The organism is Acinetobacter sp. BIGb0102, from assembly GCF_003815055.1.
Classification (GTDB): Bacteria; Pseudomonadota; Gammaproteobacteria; order Pseudomonadales; family Moraxellaceae; genus Acinetobacter; species Acinetobacter vivianii.
In genome coordinates, this window is record NZ_RKQE01000012.1 from 319,599 (window position 1) to 337,717 (window position 18,119).

The following is an 18,119-nucleotide window of genomic DNA, read 5'->3' on the forward strand; positions in this document are numbered from 1 at the left end:
GCAAATAAATAATGCGAATACTAAAAATACGGAGGCGGTGTTAGGCAAATTTCAGATTAAAATTTGCCTGACGCATTCGGGCGACGAGCTGCGTCTTTTTTTCAGGCAGCAAGTGGTTCAGAATCTCTGGGAAAGGGCCAAATCCGGAAGCAACATTAATATGACCAACAGGACCTAAATTGATGGGTGTCAATTTCCAAGCCTGTGCCAGTTGTAAGGCATCGACATAACCTAACCAAGGATCATTTTCGCTAATCAATAGTGTGGTTGGTACATCAATTTTAAGTTGCTGAAAATACAGTTTATAGTCCATCAAACTATGGCGGGCAAAGCCAGCTTCACCAAAACGTGCAGGATTCGCAGGGGCAACTAACACCAGATTTTTCACTTTAGCTCTGAGTTCAGGATGTTCTGCAAGCGCAGCAACACTGGTTAAGCAGCCAAAGCTATGTGCAACGATTTGTACAGGTGCTGGGGCAGCAACAACCGTTTTAACAAATTGGGCAACCCATTCACTCAGCACAGGGCGATCCCAATGCTTCTGTTGAACGCGAGAGCTAGACACGAGTTGCTGTTGTAACCAAGACTGCCAATGCTGCGCTTCGCTACCACCTACACCTGGAACAATTACAGTATGAATCATGTCTATTCTCCTTATCCCCTTAGAATCCCTCCCAACCTCCCTTTAAGAAAGGGAGGAGTAACACGAATTTAGTAACTAAACTAAAATCTGTATAACTCCCCTCTTGCAAAAGAGGTGAGCTGCGTTTATAGCAGCGCAAGGGAGATTTTTTTATTTCCCTGAGTTGTTGAGTTTGACGATTTGGTCAAACACACCGCCGTTATCAAAGTGAGTCTTTTGTACTTTGGTCCAGCCACCGAACTCTTGGTCAATCGTGACCAGTTTGAGTGGTTTGAATACATTGCTATATTTCTTTAATACCGCTGCATTACGTGGGCGATAGAAATTACGTGCAGCAATCTCTTGACCTGCTGGTGAATACAGATAGTTCAAGTAACCACGAGCAATTTGTAAGTTACCTTTTTTCTCAGCATTTTTTTCAACCACAGCAACTGGTGGTTCTGCAAGAATTGACAGAGAAGGGGTGATGATTTCGAATTTGCCTGGTTGCTCACGTACTGCAAGGTAAGCTTCATTTTCCCAAGCCAGTAAGACGTCACCAATACCGCGTTCAGCAAAGGTTGTGGTTGCACCACGGGCACCAGAGTCAAGAACTTTGGTTTGCTTGTAAATTTGACGGACAAATTCTTGAGCTTTAGCGTCGTTACCACCTTTTTGATGTTTAGCCCAAGCCCAAGCACCTAAGTAGTTCCAACGTGCACCACCTGAAGTTTTTGGGTTTGGTGTAATGATTTCTACACCTGGTTTAATCAAGTCACCCCAATCTTTGATTTGCTTTGGGTTACCTTTACGAACAAGGAAGACAATGGTTGAGGTATACGGCGTAGAGTTGTTCGGTAATTTCTTTTGCCAATCCGCTGGAAGTAATTTTGCATTTTGAGCAATTTCATCAATGTCGGCTGCAAGCGCAAGTGTGACCACATCTGCATTCAAGCCATCAATCACGGCACGGGCTTGTTTACCTGAGCCGCCGTGTGATTGTTTAAAGTCGATGTCTTGACCTGTACGTTGTTTCCAGAACGTACCGAATTGTTTATTGAAATCTGTATAGAGTTCACGAGTTGGGTCATAAGAAACGTTTAAAAATTCTTGTGCCGCAAATGACGATACGGAGAGTAGTGCGGCAATTACGCCGACTTTAACTTGAGAAAAACGCATGGAAAACCCCTTAAAATCTAAATCACTGTTTGGAATATGTACGCAGCATAACGCCAGTTTTTTTGCAAAAAAAATAATTAAAATCGAATTTGTTATGAAAAAAATAGAAATAGATAAAAGAGATAAGCTTTGCTGAATTATTGATAAATAAGAAATTTTTAATTCACGTTTTTAATTGTTATACTTATTTAAAATCAATGGCTTATTTCTTGTCATAGACGGTCTTGTATAGAGTGAATAGGTGCCTAGATCATGCAATGTTATAAAAATGGACAATTGATTGACTCCATTCCTTTATTAGACCGGGCTTTTCATTACGGTGATGGCTGTTTTACCACTGCACGTATTTTTCATGGAAATTTTGAGCTAAAAGAACTGCACTTTGCACGTTTAAAACTGGCCTGTAGTCGCTTAAGTCTGGATGCAGATTTATCCTTGATTGAAAAGTCATTTGTGCATTTACAGCAGCAACATTCAAATCTCAATGGCACTTTAAAAGTGGTGATTAGCCGTGGTGAAGGTGATCGAGGTTATAGTCTGCCGTTGCATGCTGCTGACATCTACGTCTGGTATTACCCAAGAGTGACACAGGCTTTTCAACCTGAATGGATTGAAAGTGGCATGTTAAATCATGCTTTGGGGTTGAACATGCCGCATTTGGTTGGATTAAAAACATTAAATAGACTGGAGCAGGTATTACTCAAGCAAGAGGCAGATCAACAAGGCTGGCTGGAAGCATTGGTCAGTGATGTACAGGGCGCTATTGTTGAAGGGGTGAGCAGTAATTGTTTTATTCGTATAAATGATCGGTGGATTACGCCAGAACTTCGCTATAATGGCGTCCACGGTGTGATGCGCGCCAAAATCTTGTCACGAATGCAGCAATATCATGTTCCTTGTGAGCAACGTTGTATTGATATGAATGAAATTGGACGTATTCAGAGTTTATTTTTCTGCAATGCTTTGCACCCGATGAAAGCGGTGATTCGATTTCATGACCGTTGTTTAGAGCAACAACCTTATCTTGATTTATTTGAAACTTTAAAACTTAGCCAGATTGATTAATATGCCAAAGCCGCCTAGTTCCAGCAAAAGTAAGAAAAAGCCCAAAGCTAAACCGAAATCCAGATTTTCTTTTTTTAAAGCCTTTTTGATCGCCATTGTTATCTTTGTATTGGCGATCTTTGGCATTGTATGGTCAAGTTTATTTAAAAATTATCCTGTAGAAGGTAAAAAGCAACTTCTGGTGATTTCTTCTGGCGATACGTATTCACGATTTATTGATCGTTTGGCCAAAGAAAATAACGTGAATTTTCCAATTGTTCTAAAGCTTTATCAGAAGTTTATGATTCACGACACTATGAAAGCAGGTGTCTATGAAATTTCGCAAGGCATGAGTATCCGTCAAGTCATGGATATGTTGTCTGATGCGGACAATGCACAGATGAATCGTATTTTGGTGATTGAAGGCACAACTTTTTCTCAGCTGATCCAAAGTTTACGAAAAGACTCAAATGTCACCAATACGTTGCTTGATCTTCCTCAATCTGAATTATTAAAACAATTAGATATTCCTTATACGCATCCAGAAGGTTTGTTTGCGCCTGATACTTATTTCTTTGCCAAAGGCGAAACGGATAAAAAAATCTTAACCGATTTATATCGCCGTCAGATGAAATCACTGGATGACGCTTGGGCAAAAAAAGCACCGAATTTACCCTATAAAGATAAGTATGAAGCGTTAATCATGGCTTCGATTATCGAAAAAGAAACCAGTTTAGATAGTGAATTACAGCAGGTTTCAGGTGTATTTGTGCGTCGTTTAAAAATGGGTATGCGTTTGCAAACTGATCCAACCGTGATTTATGGTATGGGTGAGAATTATAAAGGCAATATCACCCGCAATGACTTGCGTACGCCGACTGCGTATAACACCTATACCATTAATGGTTTACCACCAACACCAATCGCTTTGCCAAGTAAGAAGGCAATTGAAGCAGCGATGCATCCTGATGATGCTAAAAATATCTATTTCGTTGCCACAGGTAATGGTGGGCATAAATTTACCGCGTCTTTAGAAGACCATAATCGCGCAGTGCAAGAATACTTAACTGTGCTACGTTCAAAGAAAAAGCAGGGCGAATAATGTTTATTAGTTTTGAAGGGACGGAAGGCGTAGGAAAAACCACGCTGATTCGTAAAATTCATCAGTACTTTGAACAGCAAGGTAAAGAAGTGGTGTTGACCCGTGAACCTGGCGGCACACCATTGGCTGAGCAGATTCGTTCATTATTATTGGCGGTGAATCATGAAGAGCAAATGAGTCATGATACCGAGCTGTTATTAATTTACGCTGCTCGTGCACAGCATTTACAGCAAGTGATTTTACCTGCATTAGCGGCAGGGAAGATTGTGTTGAGTGATCGTTTTACCGATGCCAGCTTTGCTTATCAATGTTCTGGACGCGGTTTAAGTCAGGAAAAGCTCCAACTCTTAAATCAAACTTTTGTCGCGAAAATGCCGAATATTACCTTTTGGCTGGATGCACCGATTGAGTTGGGCATGACTCGTGCGCGAGAGCGTGGTGCACTGGATCGTTTTGAGCAAGAGAAGTTGAGTTTCTTTGCCAAAGTGCGTGCTGGTTATGAGACCTTGTGGAAAGCAGAGCCTGAGCGGATGAAGCGGTTGGATGCAACACAGAATGCGGATCTTGTGTTTGAAGAGGCATTGAATTATATAAAACAGCTCTAAGAGCTGTTTTATATAATTCATTTGACATTATTGTGAACTAATATAGTTATCAATGACTTACTTATGTGTGGTTAATTTTTTATGAAACAATTAGCTGATGTTGTTCATCAAAATGTCATGGCTTTATGTAAGCAAGGGGATAATCAAGTCGCAGCGAGACAGTTTGAGAAGGCAAAAGATTCATATTTAGATGCTTTACTGTTGTTACCGCCAAATCATCAAGAGTGGGAGGCAGCAACATGGATATATGTAGCGATAGGTGATGTACATTTGCATCTCAATAATAATGAGAAAGCTTTTAAAGCTTATTATAATGCTCTGCAATGTCCAAATGGTTTGGGTAATCCATATATACACTTTCGCTTAGGCCAGCATTATTTCGAACAAGGCAATTGGGAAAAAGCACAAGATGAATTTGTTCGAGCTTATATGGGTGGGGGTATCGATATTTTCATGGAAGATAATCCTAAATATTTAGAGTTTTTAGAAGAAAATATTAAAATATAGTAAATTCAATCAGTTGGTTTTTGGTGCAGTAAAATAATTATGCCTCTATTTGGGGGGGATAAGATTCTTATGAGTCAGTAAATAACGTTATATTTAATAAATATTCATTAGATGGTGAGTTTGAATTTTTAAAATAAATTTGAAATAGGCTCTAAGCAATATCAAATCTGACAATAGCCTGATTCTTAGTACTTGAATTCAAGTTGCTATTTACGATCGAGAACGGCGGCATGGATGCCGCCAGTTGGGCAGGGGTAACAAGGATGTACCCTCTGACCAACAAGGGATTTTGATTACTTTGATCCTTCAAAGTAATGTATCGCCTATACAAACAATAGTTAATTATTTTGGCTATATGAGGCAGTGCCAATTAAAAAAATAATAGATGAATAAATTAAAAGTCCTATTCATTCACCAACGGTTGTTCTACCTTAAAGTTTGGTGGCGTGAGCACCGTCTTGCGAATCTCATCTGAGAGTTCAGGATAATCCAGCGTGTAATGCAGACCACGTGATTCTTTACGCTCCATTGCACAACGTACAATCATTTCAGAAACTAAAACGAGATTACGTAATTCAATCAAGTTCTTGCTGACTCGATAATCCTGATAGTACTCGGTAATTTCACGTTTCAACATTTCAATACGGTGTAGAGCTCGTTGCAAACGTTTAGTGGTACGTACAATACCGACATAGTTCCACATGGTGGAACGAAGTTCATCCCAGTTTTGCAGAATCACCACATCTTCATCAGCATCGGTAACTTGCGTTTCATCCCACGAAGGGACTTCTGGCAGTTTAAAGTCTGCATCAAACTTTTGTTCGATATCTTCTGCTGCACTCATACCGTAAACGAAGCATTCGAGTAATGAGTTACTTGCCATACGGTTAGCGCCGTGTAGGCCTGTATAAGAGGTCTCACCAATCGCATATAAACCGTCTAAATCCGTTTGGCTATGCTCATCGACCACCACACCGCCACAGGTGTAATGCGCTGCAGGTACAACAGGGATCATATCTTTGGTGATATCAATACCAAGTTCCAGCAAACGGGCATACAGTGTCGGGAAGTGTTCAGTAATAAACTCTGGCGATTTATGGGTAATGTCTAACCAGACATGACGAATACCTAAACGTTTGATTTCATGGTCGATGGTACGTGCCACAATATCACGCGGTGCAAGTTCAGCACGTTCATCAAAACGCAGCATAAAACGCTCGCCGTCTGGTAAGCGCAAATAAGCACCTTCACCACGCATCGCTTCGGTAATTAAGAATGAGCGCGCTTTTGGATGATATAAACAGGTCGGATGGAATTGGTTAAATTCCATATTGGCGACACGGCAACCTGCACGATAGGCCATGGCAATTCCATCACCAGTCGCAATATCGGGATTAGACGTGTAAAGATAAGCCTTCATTGCACCGCCACAGGCTAAAGCTGTAAAAGGAGCAAGGAAAGTATGAACTTGTTCGTTGGTTTCATCTAAAGCGTATAGACCGATCGAGCGATTGGCCTGATGATGATGACCGAGTTTGTGCAGGGTAATTAAATCGATCGCAATATAATTTTCAAAGATCGTAATATTTTTTCGTTCTTTGGCGCGTTCAACCAATGTGGTTGAAATGGCTTTACCTGTTGCATCGGCAGAGTGAATGATACGACGTTGTGAGTGACCACCTTCACGAGTCAGATGTAATTGCTCATCATCATCTAAAGTAAATTGCACGCCTTGCTTAAGCAGGAAATCCACCGAAGGTTTACCACCTTCAACCGTATGCTTCACTGCATCCAGTTCACATAGATGACCGCCTGCAATCATAGTGTCATTAATGTGTTGTTGAATAGAATCTGTTTCGTCTAATACTGCAGCAACACCGCCTTGAGCATAGAAGGTACTGGCTTCTGTCAGTGCGGCTTTGGCTAGAATTGCAATGTTATAATGACTTGGTAAAGAGAGTGCGAGGCTTAAACCTGCACCACCACTGCCCACAATAATCACATCAAAATGGTGAATTGTTTTTAAATCAGGCATGTCGTCGATCTGCTTCAGTTTTAAACGTTCGCTAATGACACCGCTTTTTTGTCAAAAAGGCAAGGGCCAATCTGCCTGAAATTGAGTGAATTTTTAGCGAATGCAATTTATTCACCAATTATTATTTGCATATTTTGTCTAATATCAGAAAACGATTACCTTTCAGTACATTGTTTTAATCTAGAGTTAAGCTGTTCAATATAAAACCTTAAGATGAAATTTGAATGTCTGGAATTGTCTCCATAATTTATTCACATTTCATCTGTCTATTTCGTTGTATGCATTGAAAATATAAACATTTTTTTACGAAAAGAATGTTAGGGTTATGCTAAAAACATAGACCATAACATTTATTTTAATCATCAGTATGTAGGTTCTTGCTTCATGAAAAGTCGCTATTTACAACAAGGAATGTATGCTGCTGTATTTACGATAGCAGCTGCTCAAGTCAACGCTGCCTCACCAGTAGATTTTTCAAACCTCGTTGAGCAGGTTAGTCCTGCTGTTGTGAGTGTCAACGTTGTAAAGAAAATGACTCAGGAAGAGTTATTACAACAACAAGTTCCTGAAATCTTGCGTCGTTTTTTTGGTAATCAGGTGATTATCCCGCAACAGCAGGGGCCACAGGAAAAAACGGGTTATGGCAGTGCATTCTTTATTGGCAAGGACGGTTATTTATTAACGAATCGTCATGTGGTTGATAATGCTTCCCGTATCAGTATTATCCTGAATGATCGCCGTGAACTGGATGCGACGCTGGTAGGTAGTGATGAACGTACAGATATTGCTTTGCTTAAAGTGAATGGAACCAATTTCCCAGAATTAAGAATTGGTAATGTGGATCAGCTTCGCGTAGGCGAGCCTGTACTCGCAATTGGTTCACCATTTGGCTTTGACTATTCAGCTTCAGCAGGGATTGTAAGTGCAAAATCTCGTAATATGAGTGGTGAGACTTCAGTTCCATTTATTCAAACTGATGCTGCACTGAATCCAGGTAACTCTGGTGGTCCATTGTTTAACCAACGTGGCGAAGTGGTGGGCGTTAACTCGCGTATCTTTAGTGGTACGGGCGGTTATATGGGCTTGTCCTTCTCGATTCCAATTGATGTGGCGATGGACGTCGTACAACAGTTGAAAACGACGGGTAAAGTGACACGTTCTTATCTTGGGATCATGATGCAAGATATTGACCGTAACTTGGCAGAAGCATATAAGTTGCCGAAACCAGAAGGTTCATTGATTACTCAGGTCGCACCGAAATCACCTGCTGAAAAAGCAGGACTAAAATCAGGTGATGTCATTTTGAAAGCCAATGGTGCGCCGATTTCGCGTACGGGTGATCTACTTTATGCGCTGAATCGTATTGCTCCAAATCAAACTGTTCAGCTAGAAATTTTACGTGATGATAAAACGCGTACCATTGCTGCGACATTGGGCACTGCACCAGATGATACAGCCGCTGATGCCGAGAAAAATAATCCGACTAGCGGTTTAGGTATGAGTATTCGTGACCTGACTGCTGCTGAGCAAGCGCGTTTAGATGTTCGTAGCGGTATTCTGATTCAGGATGTGAAGCGTGGTGGGCTTGCTTCATTATCGAATCTGGTGGCGGGCGATGTGATTGTACAAGTCAATGGTACAGCGATTACCAATAGCCAGATGTTCGCTAAAACTGTGGGCGCTTTACCAAAAAATAGTGTTGCGCGTGTAACGATTATTCGTCAAGGACAACGTGCGATTTTAGGTTTGCGTTTACCTTAAATCTGATTGTGATTGATAAAAACCACTCTAATTTAGGGTGGTTTTTATTTTGAAATACAGTTGTATTTAGACTAGTGTATGTCGCTGAACTTTGATTGATGAAATAAGCCAGATTATGAGTACGATTTTTGATTTAAAAATACAAGTTCAGCCTGAGCATATTGATGTGCTGGGCCATGTTAATAATGTGATGTACATCCAGTGGATGCAGGATGTCGCCGCAGCGCATATCGAAACTTTGGGTTTGGGTCTTGCTCAATATCTTGAACTTAAACATGCAATGGTGGCTGTCGAGCATCATGTGCAATATCGTAAAGCAGCTCTGGAAGGTGAAGAGGTGATCTTGCGGACATGGCTGGATGATATTAATGCACTGTACTCTTTCCGCCAGTATGCATTTTATCGCCCTAAAGACCAAAGTGTACTGTTTGTTGGAAATACCAAATGGGCCTGTATTGAAATCGAAACAGGTCGCCCAAAACGGATGTCACCAAGTTTTACGCAAGCCTATCAGCCGATTTCGCCAGATTTAAATCCAATGGATTTTTCAATTTCATATGAACAGTCTTAGTCGCTTTAACATTTAAAGACTGGAGGGCAGCTGGACGGTACATGCTTGGCTGCTTTTTATGATTTATTTATCAAAATAAGTAAAAGAAAAGTTAACCAATTAACATAATCACAGCTTAGATACTCAAAAAAACGTTTGAATACCATGAGTTATGCGTAAAAATTAATGCTGCTTGGGATTGTATACTTTTTGTATCTCGTTTAAATTATAAATTCTTATATTGTATTTTGGGGTAGATGATGAATGGCAACCTAGGAGTTGTTGTTTTTTATTTGTTGTGTTTGCTGGCGAGTATTGTGCTTGTAATAGGGAGTATTATTTTCGACCTCACATTTCTCTTTGTCGGATTTGGTCTAATTGCTTGCGCTTTTTTAATTAAATACGAGTTTAAATTAACTGTGATGTTCTGGCATAAAATTGAATAATTAAAAAAGATAATTAAAGAGCCGTACTGCTAAAGTGCGGCTTTTTTCTTGGATCAATTTGATGTGCATGATGAAGTATTTGCTCTTAGTCTGAAACTGGCACTTCACTAAGCTCTATATCTCCTATTCAAGAATATAAAAAATTATGTCTATACACTTTGATCTAGAGGATTTTATTGAGGTGTCTCTAGTTAAGGAAGGCTTATTGCTATTGGTAGAGCGTAGATAAGTCTTGAGGTGATCGATAGGGATTTATTTCTATATTTTGAGATGTTGCTTTGATTGCTTGATCGGGAAAACGATTGTTGAAAAGGATATGGGAAGTTTGTCGGCTTAATTGGTGCTTTTATCGGCAGTTGTTTCACCATTTTTCTGCAAATCTGTGATAATGGTCACAACTTTTTCAAAAATCATGAAATATGGATATCTTAAAATTCGTAAAAAGCTTCAATACGGTAGGATGTTATTTAACACTTGCAAGCCTTTTGCTCGCGACTCTTGTTCTTTATTTTTATTACATCAACCCAAATTGATTTTCAAATAAGTGACCTAAGTGAAATGTAGGTAAGTGCTAGGAAGAGAGGAAAGCGAATCATATTGTCTTTATCGTTGTACTTGAGTCTTTATCGCTCAGTCCAATGTCTTGTAATCTACTGAAACTAAATTTGCCATGTATTAAGGTTAAAATTATTCAAATAAAGCCGGCATGGCATTCTCCTGATTAATATCATCTATTCTCTACTTTGTACGATCAAAAAGGTGCGTTTGGCTTTTTTAATTGGATCGTTCTGTTCAGCTTCAGGAAATCGATTGATCCTTGTTAGATTACTTTCTTCATCACGATGTAGTCTAAGTCACATATACTTTTAACACTATATTTTTAACATTGTTGTGCTTATACTGTGCCGAACTTTTTAAACATTATTTTTCGCAACAATAGTCAGTTATTTAATTGAATAGATTGTTGTGTACATATTCTTAAGGTAACCCATGGCGCAAGCTAAAAAATCCGTAGATATCAAAAATATACGCAATTTCTCGATCATTGCACACATTGACCACGGTAAGTCAACGCTGGCTGACCGTTTCATTCAAATGTGCGGTGGTTTACAAGATCGTGAGATGCAAGCTCAAGTATTAGACTCTATGGAGCTTGAGCGTGAGCGTGGGATTACAATTAAAGCCGCTTCGGTGACGTTGTATTACACGCATCCGAATGGTCAGGAATATCAATTAAACTTTATTGATACCCCAGGGCACGTTGACTTCTCTTATGAAGTGTCACGTTCTTTGGCCGCTTGTGAAGGGGCATTGCTGGTTGTCGATGCTGCACAAGGGGTTGAGGCGCAGTCTGTTGCTAACTGCTATACCGCAATTGAACAGGGCTTAGAGGTTTTACCAATCTTGAACAAGATTGACTTGCCTCAGGCAGAGCCTGAACGTGTCATTCACGAAATTGAAGAAATTATCGGGATTGAAGCGACAGATGCACCAACCTGTTCTGCAAAAACTGGTCTAGGTGTTGAAGGCGTTCTAGAGCGTCTTGTGGATGTCATTCCAGCACCTGAAGGTGACCGTGATGCGCCATTACAGGCATTAATTATTGACTCATGGTTTGACAACTATTTAGGTGTTGTTTCCCTCGTCCGTATCAAGCAAGGTCGTATCCGTAAGGGCGACAAGATGTTGGTGAAATCGACAGGTCAAACTCATCCTGTAACTTCTGTTGGTGTTTTTAATCCGAAACACACCGAAACTGACATCCTCGAAGCGGGTGAAGTTGGCTTCGTGATTGCAGGTATTAAAGATATTTTTGGTGCGCCAGTCGGTGATACCATCACACTTTCATCTACGCCTGAAGTTGAAACATTACCTGGTTTTAAAAAGGTAAAACCACAGGTATATGCTGGACTTTTCCCGATTGATTCAAGTGACTTTGAACCGTTCCGTGAAGCGTTACAAAAACTACAGATTAACGATTCAGCTTTATTCTTTGAACCTGAAAGTTCAGATGCATTAGGCTTTGGTTTCCGTTGTGGCTTCTTGGGAATGCTACACATGGAAATCGTACAAGAGCGTTTAGAGCGTGAATACGATCTTGATCTGATTAGTTCTGCTCCAACGGTCATTTATGAAGCGCTGACCAAGAAAGGCGATATTATTTATATCGACAGTCCATCAAAAATGCCTGATGGTTCTACAGTTGAAGACTTACGTGAACCAATTGCAGAATGTCATATTCTTGTGCCACAAGAATATTTAGGTAACGTCATGACCTTGTGTATCGAGCGTCGTGGGGTACAAAAAGACATGAAATTCTTGGGTAATCAGGTTTCTATTACTTTTGAAATTCCAATGGCAGAAGTGGTCATGGATTTCTTTGACAAATTAAAATCATGTTCACGAGGTTTTGCATCACTCGACTATAACTTTGTTCGTTTCGAAAGTTCAGCTTTGGTTAAGGTGGATGTATTAATTAATAGCGAGAAGGTTGATGCCTTGGCGATGATTTGCCACCGTCAGGATGCGCGTCATCGTGGTATTGCACTGGTTGAGAAAATGAAAGATCTCATTCCACGTCAAATGTACGATGTTGCGATTCAGGCTGCGATTGGTGCACAGATCATTGCCCGCTCTACTGTAAAAGCGATGCGTAAAAACGTATTGGCTAAATGTTATGGTGGTGACGTTTCACGTAAGAAGAAACTTCTTGCGAAGCAGAAAGAAGGTAAGAAACGTATGAAGCAAGTGGGAAGTGTAGAGATTCCACAAGAAGCGTTCTTGGCTGTATTGAAAGTCGATAGATAAAGAAATGAGGCTGGGGAAACCTCTGGTTTTACCCAGCTGCAAAACGAGCAGTGAGACTGCAAGAGAGGGTTTGTGGATTTTGATTTTAATTTGATTCTGGTACCAGCGACGCTGATTTTCTTTTTAGTGTGGTTGCTTGATAAATTTGTATTTAAACAACGTGCAAATAAAGGGCGGAATCAGGAACATTTTCTTATCACATGGGCATATGACTTCTGGCCAGTGTTGGCAGTCGTGCTGATTCTACGTTCTTTCTTATATGAACCATTTAATATTCCTTCTGACTCGATGGTACCTACCTTGGAGACAGGTGATTTTATTCTGGTGAATAAATTTGATTATGGTTTACGTCTCCCTGTAGTGAACACTAAAGTTGTTAATGTTGGTGAGCCGAAACGTGGTGAAGTGATTGTATTCCGTTATCCACCGCAACCAACGATTAGCTATATTAAGCGTGTAGTGGGTTTGCCGGGTGACCATATCCAGTTTAAAGCGGGTGAGTTGACGATTAATGGTCAGCAAATTGCAAAAGTCGCAACACAATTCTCACGTATGAAAGACCAGCAAGACACACCAACGGCTTTGTATTTTAAAGAAACATTAGGTGAACACCAGCATTTGATTCGTTATCTGGAAGGGCGTAACCCACTGGTTGAACAGTTCCAGTTTGCGCAATTAAAAGGTGCTGAAGCCTTGGTTCCATTTGTTGCTAAAGCCAATGACGTCTTTATCAAAAGTAATGGACAGGATTGGGAAGTCACCGTGCCTGAAGGTCAATATTTCGCAATGGGCGATAACCGTGACCAAAGTGCGGATAGTCGTTTTTGGGGCTTTGTACCTGAAGCGAATTTAACAGGTCGAGCTTTTTATATATGGATGCATAAAGAGCCGGGCTTTAATCTTCCAAGTTTCAACCGAAATGGTAAGATTGATTGATAAAAACATAAAGGAAATATAAAGATGCGTAAATCTCAACTTGGGACTTCGTATATTGCAATTTTATTTGGGGTGGTTTTATTTGCGGTTGCTGTGAAAGCAGCAATTGCGATTTGGCCAGCATACTGGGATGACAAGCTGATTAATAGTCAGATTGAAGGCTTATTAAAAGATAGCCCTGCGAACATTACACCAAGTAAGTTCGCCTCTCAGATGGATCAACGTTTTGATATGAACGGTATCCGTGATCTACATTTTAAGGATATTGCGCAAGTGACTTATAAAGATGATCTTGTCGTGGTAAAGAAGTATGAAATCCGTAAGCCTTTCATGCTAAATATTAGTCTAGTTATGACCTTTGAGAAGACTTTTGACCAAAAATCTGCAAAACAAGCTCAATGATACTCGGTTGCAAGGACGAATCGGTCACCAGTTTAAACAAATTGATTTGTTAAAACTGGCCTTAACCCATCGTTCTGTCAGCCATAAACACAATTATGAACGCCTAGAATTTCTAGGCGATTCATTATTGGGAATGATCGTTGCGAATTATTTGTACAATGCCTATCCGCTGGAAAACGAAGGCCGCTTAACGCGAATGCGTGCGACTCTGGTTCGACAGGAAGCGTTAGGAAAAATCGCAAATGATTTACAACTGAGTCGGTCATTAATTTTAAGCACTGGTGAGCTAAAATCAGGTGGTCATCACCGTGAATCGATTTTGGCAGACACAGTTGAAGCAATTATTGGTGCTATTTATTTAGACTGTAATGATCTCAACCTGTTGGAACGCATTGTGTTAAAATGGTATGAACCATATCTTGATCATATCGAACCGACAGATCAACTGAAAGACCCGAAATCACGTTTGCAAGAGTATTTACAAGCACGTAAAAAACCTCTCCCAGTTTACGAGGTTGTAGATATTCAGGGCGATGCGCCGAATCAGCATTTCAAAGTGGAATGTTTGGTCGATGGATTGCCAAAAATTCAAGGCGAGGGCTCAAGTCGTCGTTTTGCCGAACAAACGGCAGCGGCAGAGATTTTAAAATTATTGGAGCAATAACCTGATGTCCCATTCAAATGAAAATAAGCCAGAAGCAGCAGCTGAGCAGCAAGACGGCAATAACTTGATTGATCAATTTTTTAGTTCTCAAGGAACGACGATTCCTTCAGATTTTAAAAGCGGTTTTGTTGCGATCGTTGGTCGTCCAAATGTCGGTAAGTCGACACTAATGAACCATTTATTGGGTCAAAAACTGTCAATTACTTCACGTAAGCCACAAACCACACGTCATAAAATTGTTGGTATTGATTCTCGTGAAAAATCACAGGCGGTATTTGTTGATACCCCTGGGATGCACAAGAAAGAAGTGCGTGCGATCAATAAAATGATGAACCGCGCCGCTCACTCAGCATTGCGTGATGTGAATCTGGTTTTATTTGTGGTTGATGCACAGAAGTGGACTCAAAACGATGAACTTGTTTTGGAAAAGCTGAAAAATGCAGATATGCCCGTGATTCTTGTGATCAATAAGCTGGATACCTTTGAGAACAAAAACGAAGCATTACCGCTGATTCGTGAACGTGCCAAGTTAATGAACTTTGCCGAGATTGTTCCTGTATCTGCATTGCGTGGTGCCAATCTTGAGCATCTGCGTGATACGATTGAAAAGTATCTGCCTTATCAGCCGCCATTGTATTCACTGGATCAAATTACTGACCGTTCTGAACGCTTCCTTGCGAGTGAAATTATTCGTGAGAAAATCATGCGTCAGTTGGGTGAAGAACTGCCATACGATTTGACTGTACAGATTGAATCTTTTAAAACAGAAGAAGCGACTGTAAATGAAAAAACGGGGCGTTTAAAACCACCTTGTACTTATATTGATGCGACGATCTTTGTTGAACGCCAAGGCCAAAAAGCCATTGTGATTGGTGATAAAGGTGCGAAGCTGAAAAGTATCGGTATGGATGCGCGTGCTGACATGGAAAAAATGTTTGAACAAAAGATCATGCTAACGCTTTGGGTGAAAGTCAAAGGTGGCTGGTCTGATGATGAGCGTGCTTTGAAAAGCTTGGGTTATAGCGATATTTAAGCAATGGAAACAGGTATGAAAACAACAATTCGTGTATTCGCAATCGTGACATGTATTTTCATGTTGCAAGGGTGTGTTCATAAGCTTGTAACGGTACCTGTTAAAGTGGCTTATAAGACGACCAAAGGTGTAGTCAAAGGAACGGCAGCTGTCGTTGGTGCGGTTATTCCTGATGGTGATGATGAAGAAAAGGATGAAAAGAAGAAGGACTAATATCGTTCCATGATGCGTAATGAAGTCCTGCATGGCTATTTGATTCATCATCGTAAATATCGTGAAAAAAGCCATATTGTGCATTTATTTACACAAGAATATGGTCGGGTGGATGGGATCTTAAGACAGATTCCTCCACCGCAGTATCAACCTATTTGCTTGCAAGCGACAGGCAAATCCGAGCTTAAAAATTTCACTAAACTGGAAATTTTGAATCAGCCTGTTTTCTTTCATGGCGATGCATTTTTTGCTGGTTTCTATTTAAATGAAATTGTGTTGCGCCTTTGTCCTTTGGAAGAGGCTTTACCGCAAACATTTGAGCAATATCAGTTGACCTTGTTGCAGTTGCAGCAACTTGCCTCACATGAGCAAGCCTCCTTATTCTTACGACAAATCCTGCGTCAATTCGAGCATGTTTTATTGCAAGAGTTGGGCTATGCCATCGATTTTTCAGTGGATGCAAATCAACAAGACATCTTGCCACTTCGGCATTATCAATTTCAGCTGAATGATGGCTTTCTGCCCGTTGCTCAAGCATCACGTTCGACACTTTCTGGTACATTGATTGCGTCTATGCAAAACCATGAAGATGGTCAGGATTTTTCTCACGAACAATTGCAATTATTGGGTAAACTATACCGTCAAATGATTAGCTCATTGTTGGGTGACCGGCCACTCAAAAGCCGTCAACTCTGGATTCAAAGTACACAAACTTGATATTCCTGATGTATTGAAAATAATTATTCAGGGCTAAACCGATAGGATATTTTTTATGGCTGCAATCTTGGGTGTAAACATTGATCATGTTGCAACATTAAGACAGGCACGTGGTACAACTTACCCTGATCCAGTTCAGGCTGCTTTGGTTTGTGAACAAGCGGGTGCAGAGGGGATTACCTTGCATTTACGTGAAGATCGTCGCCATATACAGGATGATGATGTACGTCGTATGCGTCCCTTGCTGAAAACTCGAATGAATCTTGAGTTGGCAGTGACAGATGAAATGGTGGCATTTGCCAAAGAGATTCAGCCTCAACATGTTTGCTTTGTCCCTGAACGTCGTCAAGAGGTGACAACCGAAGGTGGTCTGGACGTGGTAGGTCACTTTGAAAAAGTGAAGGCAGCAACACAAGCATTGGCTGCAATTGGCAGTGATGTGTCGTTATTTATCGATGCTGATCTGGCTCAAATTGATGCGGCTGTCGCATGTGGTGCGCCGACCATTGAGATTCATACCGGTGCTTATGCAGATGCAGAGACTGAGGAGCAGCAACAAGCAGAATTGGCTCGTATTATCAAAGGCGTGGAGTATGCGGCTGCTAAAGGTCTGGTTGTGAATGCAGGGCATGGCTTAAATCTGGACAATGTTGCAGCGATTGCAGCGATCCCTCAAATTCATGAGCTGAATATTGGTCACTCGATTATTGCAGATAGCGTATTCGTTGGACTGGCTCAAGCGGTAAAAGATATGAAAGCAGCAATTCAGGCTGCTGCGAGATAAGTTGATGAGTAGTGTAAATTATGATGAGTTAATGCAACCCGTCATTGCGTTTTTAGGTTGTACAACACCTCAGGCATGGTTAGATGAAGCGGTGAATAACCTTGATATCTTGATGCAAGACCATGCCAACTGTGAGAAGAAAGCGGCAAGTACAGCTATGAACTTGATGTTCCGCTATAGCTTCTTTACAGACTTGCAAGTGAAATTGGCGCAATTGGTTCGTGAAGAGATGCTGCATTATGAGCAGGTACTTGAATTCATGAATAAGCGCGGCCAAGAATGGAAGGGTTTGAGTGCAGGGCGTTATGCAGGCGGGTTACGTAAAGAAATCCGTACTTATGAGCCTGAAGCGTTGATTGATGTCATGATTATTGGTGCATTTGTAGAAGCACGTTCATGTGAGCGTTTCTATGCGCTAGCGCCGATAGTTGATGAGGAGCTGGGGCGTTACTACCGTTATTTGCTTAAATCGGAATCTCGCCATTTTGAGGACTATTTAGCGTTGGCTTTAGATGTTGCAAAATCAGCGAAACTCAAAGATCCAGAAGAAGATATTCAGCAACGCATTGAATATATCCGTGAAGTGGAAAAAAATCTGATTTTAACTCCAGATGATACATTCCGTTTTCATAGTGGTGTACCCGCAAAGGTTGCAGCTTAATCTGAATTTGAAAGAAAAAACCTCTGATCAGCAGAGGTTTTTTTATGGCT

The 18,119-nt window shown here is 40.7% G+C and carries 19 protein-coding genes; 16 read left to right on the forward strand and 3 right to left on the reverse strand.

Translation table 11 applies throughout. The features are described from left to right. Positions 1–40: 40 nt before the first annotated feature. Together EC846_RS10335 and EC846_RS10340 are read right to left on the reverse strand one after the other, a co-directional pair. Positions 41–643 (reverse strand): RBBP9/YdeN family alpha/beta hydrolase, encoded by a 603-nt coding sequence (locus tag EC846_RS10335; protein ID WP_123775120.1) that lies wholly within the window; start codon positions 641–643, stop codon positions 41–43. A gap of 150 nt (positions 644–793) precedes the next feature. Then, positions 794–1,801: a sulfate ABC transporter substrate-binding protein gene (locus tag EC846_RS10340; protein ID WP_004771494.1), complete on the reverse strand. Its 1,008-nt coding sequence runs from the start codon at positions 1,799–1,801 to the stop codon at positions 794–796. Between the two features lie 252 nt (positions 1,802–2,053). Between EC846_RS10340 and pabC the strand changes: the two genes are divergently transcribed. The 4 genes from pabC (at position 2,054) to EC846_RS10360 (ending at position 5,059) form a co-directional block, all read left to right on the forward strand. Further along, positions 2,054–2,866 carry an aminodeoxychorismate lyase gene (gene pabC, locus EC846_RS10345; RefSeq protein WP_123775121.1) on the forward strand — a complete coding sequence of 271 codons (813 nt, stop codon included), beginning with the start codon at positions 2,054–2,056 and terminating at the stop codon, positions 2,864–2,866. 1 nt (position 2,867) lies between these two features. After that, positions 2,868–3,947, forward strand: coding sequence for an endolytic transglycosylase MltG (gene mltG / locus EC846_RS10350; protein ID WP_123775122.1), 1,080 nt, complete (start codon positions 2,868–2,870; stop codon positions 3,945–3,947). Beyond that, entirely contained in the window at positions 3,947–4,552 is a 606-nt protein-coding gene (gene tmk / locus EC846_RS10355; RefSeq protein ID WP_123775123.1) for a dTMP kinase, read from the forward strand. The genes mltG and tmk overlap by 1 nt, the downstream gene beginning before the upstream one ends. A gap of 81 nt (positions 4,553–4,633) precedes the next feature. Continuing rightward, positions 4,634–5,059: a tetratricopeptide repeat protein gene (locus tag EC846_RS10360; RefSeq protein ID WP_123775124.1), complete on the forward strand. Its 426-nt coding sequence runs from the start codon at positions 4,634–4,636 to the stop codon at positions 5,057–5,059. Positions 5,060–5,462: 403 nt separating this feature from the next. Here EC846_RS10360 and nadB read toward each other — a convergent pair whose 3' ends face one another. Next, positions 5,463–7,094 (reverse strand): L-aspartate oxidase, encoded by a 1,632-nt coding sequence (gene nadB, locus EC846_RS10365; RefSeq protein WP_123775125.1) that lies wholly within the window; start codon positions 7,092–7,094, stop codon positions 5,463–5,465. 384 nt (positions 7,095–7,478) lie between these two features. On the opposite strand from nadB, the gene EC846_RS10370 reads away from it, so the two are divergent. The 12 genes from EC846_RS10370 to EC846_RS10425 all read left to right on the forward strand — a co-directional run bounded on the left by EC846_RS10370 (position 7,479) and on the right by EC846_RS10425 (position 18,069). Further along, positions 7,479–8,855 (forward strand): Do family serine endopeptidase, encoded by a 1,377-nt coding sequence (locus EC846_RS10370; RefSeq protein ID WP_004771503.1) that lies wholly within the window; start codon positions 7,479–7,481, stop codon positions 8,853–8,855. A 115-nt stretch (positions 8,856–8,970) separates the two neighbouring features. After that, positions 8,971–9,426, forward strand: a complete 456-nt coding sequence (locus EC846_RS10375) for an acyl-CoA thioesterase (RefSeq protein WP_069579599.1) — start codon at positions 8,971–8,973, stop codon at positions 9,424–9,426. A gap of 239 nt (positions 9,427–9,665) precedes the next feature. Beyond that, the gene (locus tag EC846_RS18575; protein ID WP_123775126.1) at positions 9,666–9,851 is read left to right on the forward strand and encodes a hypothetical protein; all 186 of its coding nucleotides are present in this window, start codon (positions 9,666–9,668) and stop codon (positions 9,849–9,851) included. A gap of 990 nt (positions 9,852–10,841) precedes the next feature. Then, a complete protein-coding gene (lepA, locus tag EC846_RS10385) occupies positions 10,842–12,659 on the forward strand; it encodes a translation elongation factor 4 (protein ID WP_005229528.1) in 1,818 nt (605 codons plus the stop codon). A 72-nt stretch (positions 12,660–12,731) separates the two neighbouring features. Further along, a complete protein-coding gene (gene lepB / locus EC846_RS10390) occupies positions 12,732–13,595 on the forward strand; it encodes a signal peptidase I (protein ID WP_123775127.1) in 864 nt (287 codons plus the stop codon). A gap of 24 nt (positions 13,596–13,619) precedes the next feature. Continuing rightward, a complete protein-coding gene (locus EC846_RS10395) occupies positions 13,620–13,997 on the forward strand; it encodes a DUF4845 domain-containing protein (protein WP_047432431.1) in 378 nt (125 codons plus the stop codon). Further along, positions 13,966–14,661 (forward strand): ribonuclease III, encoded by a 696-nt coding sequence (gene rnc, locus EC846_RS10400; protein ID WP_004771512.1) that lies wholly within the window; start codon positions 13,966–13,968, stop codon positions 14,659–14,661. The genes EC846_RS10395 and rnc overlap by 32 nt, the downstream gene beginning before the upstream one ends. Positions 14,662–14,665: 4 nt before the next feature. Continuing rightward, positions 14,666–15,694, forward strand: a complete 1,029-nt coding sequence (era, locus tag EC846_RS10405) for a GTPase Era (protein ID WP_004771513.1) — start codon at positions 14,666–14,668, stop codon at positions 15,692–15,694. A gap of 15 nt (positions 15,695–15,709) precedes the next feature. After that, entirely contained in the window at positions 15,710–15,907 is a 198-nt protein-coding gene (locus EC846_RS10410; protein ID WP_004771515.1) for an NF038104 family lipoprotein, read from the forward strand. Positions 15,908–15,916: 9 nt separating this feature from the next. After that, positions 15,917–16,624 (forward strand): DNA repair protein RecO, encoded by a 708-nt coding sequence (gene recO, locus EC846_RS10415; RefSeq protein ID WP_123775128.1) that lies wholly within the window; start codon positions 15,917–15,919, stop codon positions 16,622–16,624. Between the two features lie 55 nt (positions 16,625–16,679). Continuing rightward, positions 16,680–17,408 carry a pyridoxine 5'-phosphate synthase gene (gene pdxJ / locus EC846_RS10420; protein WP_069577495.1) on the forward strand — a complete coding sequence of 243 codons (729 nt, stop codon included), beginning with the start codon at positions 16,680–16,682 and terminating at the stop codon, positions 17,406–17,408. A gap of 4 nt (positions 17,409–17,412) precedes the next feature. Beyond that, positions 17,413–18,069, forward strand: a complete 657-nt coding sequence (locus EC846_RS10425; protein WP_005256828.1) for a tRNA-(ms[2]io[6]A)-hydroxylase — start codon at positions 17,413–17,415, stop codon at positions 18,067–18,069. Positions 18,070–18,119: the final 50 nt, after the last annotated feature.

Excerpts from the sequence above, each read along its gene's own strand:
- EC846_RS10335 (WP_123775120.1), bottom strand. The coding sequence starts at position 643 with ATGATTCATACTGTAATTGTTCCAGGTGTAGGTGGTAGCGAAGCGCAG.
- EC846_RS10340 (WP_004771494.1), bottom strand. The coding sequence starts at position 1,801 with ATGCGTTTTTCTCAAGTTAAAGTCGGCGTAATTGCCGCACTACTCTCC.
- pabC (WP_123775121.1), top strand. The coding sequence starts at position 2,054 with ATGCAATGTTATAAAAATGGACAATTGATTGACTCCATTCCTTTATTA.
- mltG (WP_123775122.1), top strand. The coding sequence starts at position 2,868 with ATGCCAAAGCCGCCTAGTTCCAGCAAAAGTAAGAAAAAGCCCAAAGCT.
- tmk (WP_123775123.1), top strand. The coding sequence starts at position 3,947 with ATGTTTATTAGTTTTGAAGGGACGGAAGGCGTAGGAAAAACCACGCTG.
- EC846_RS10360 (WP_123775124.1), top strand. The coding sequence starts at position 4,634 with ATGAAACAATTAGCTGATGTTGTTCATCAAAATGTCATGGCTTTATGT.
- nadB (WP_123775125.1), bottom strand. The coding sequence starts at position 7,094 with ATGCCTGATTTAAAAACAATTCACCATTTTGATGTGATTATTGTGGGC.
- EC846_RS10370 (WP_004771503.1), top strand. The coding sequence starts at position 7,479 with ATGAAAAGTCGCTATTTACAACAAGGAATGTATGCTGCTGTATTTACG.
- EC846_RS10375 (WP_069579599.1), top strand. The coding sequence starts at position 8,971 with ATGAGTACGATTTTTGATTTAAAAATACAAGTTCAGCCTGAGCATATT.
- EC846_RS18575 (WP_123775126.1), top strand. The coding sequence starts at position 9,666 with ATGAATGGCAACCTAGGAGTTGTTGTTTTTTATTTGTTGTGTTTGCTG.
- lepA (WP_005229528.1), top strand. The coding sequence starts at position 10,842 with ATGGCGCAAGCTAAAAAATCCGTAGATATCAAAAATATACGCAATTTC.
- EC846_RS10395 (WP_047432431.1), top strand. The coding sequence starts at position 13,620 with ATGCGTAAATCTCAACTTGGGACTTCGTATATTGCAATTTTATTTGGG.
- era (WP_004771513.1), top strand. The coding sequence starts at position 14,666 with ATGTCCCATTCAAATGAAAATAAGCCAGAAGCAGCAGCTGAGCAGCAA.
- EC846_RS10410 (WP_004771515.1), top strand. The coding sequence starts at position 15,710 with ATGAAAACAACAATTCGTGTATTCGCAATCGTGACATGTATTTTCATG.
- recO (WP_123775128.1), top strand. The coding sequence starts at position 15,917 with ATGATGCGTAATGAAGTCCTGCATGGCTATTTGATTCATCATCGTAAA.
- pdxJ (WP_069577495.1), top strand. The coding sequence starts at position 16,680 with ATGGCTGCAATCTTGGGTGTAAACATTGATCATGTTGCAACATTAAGA.
- EC846_RS10425 (WP_005256828.1), top strand. The coding sequence starts at position 17,413 with ATGAGTAGTGTAAATTATGATGAGTTAATGCAACCCGTCATTGCGTTT.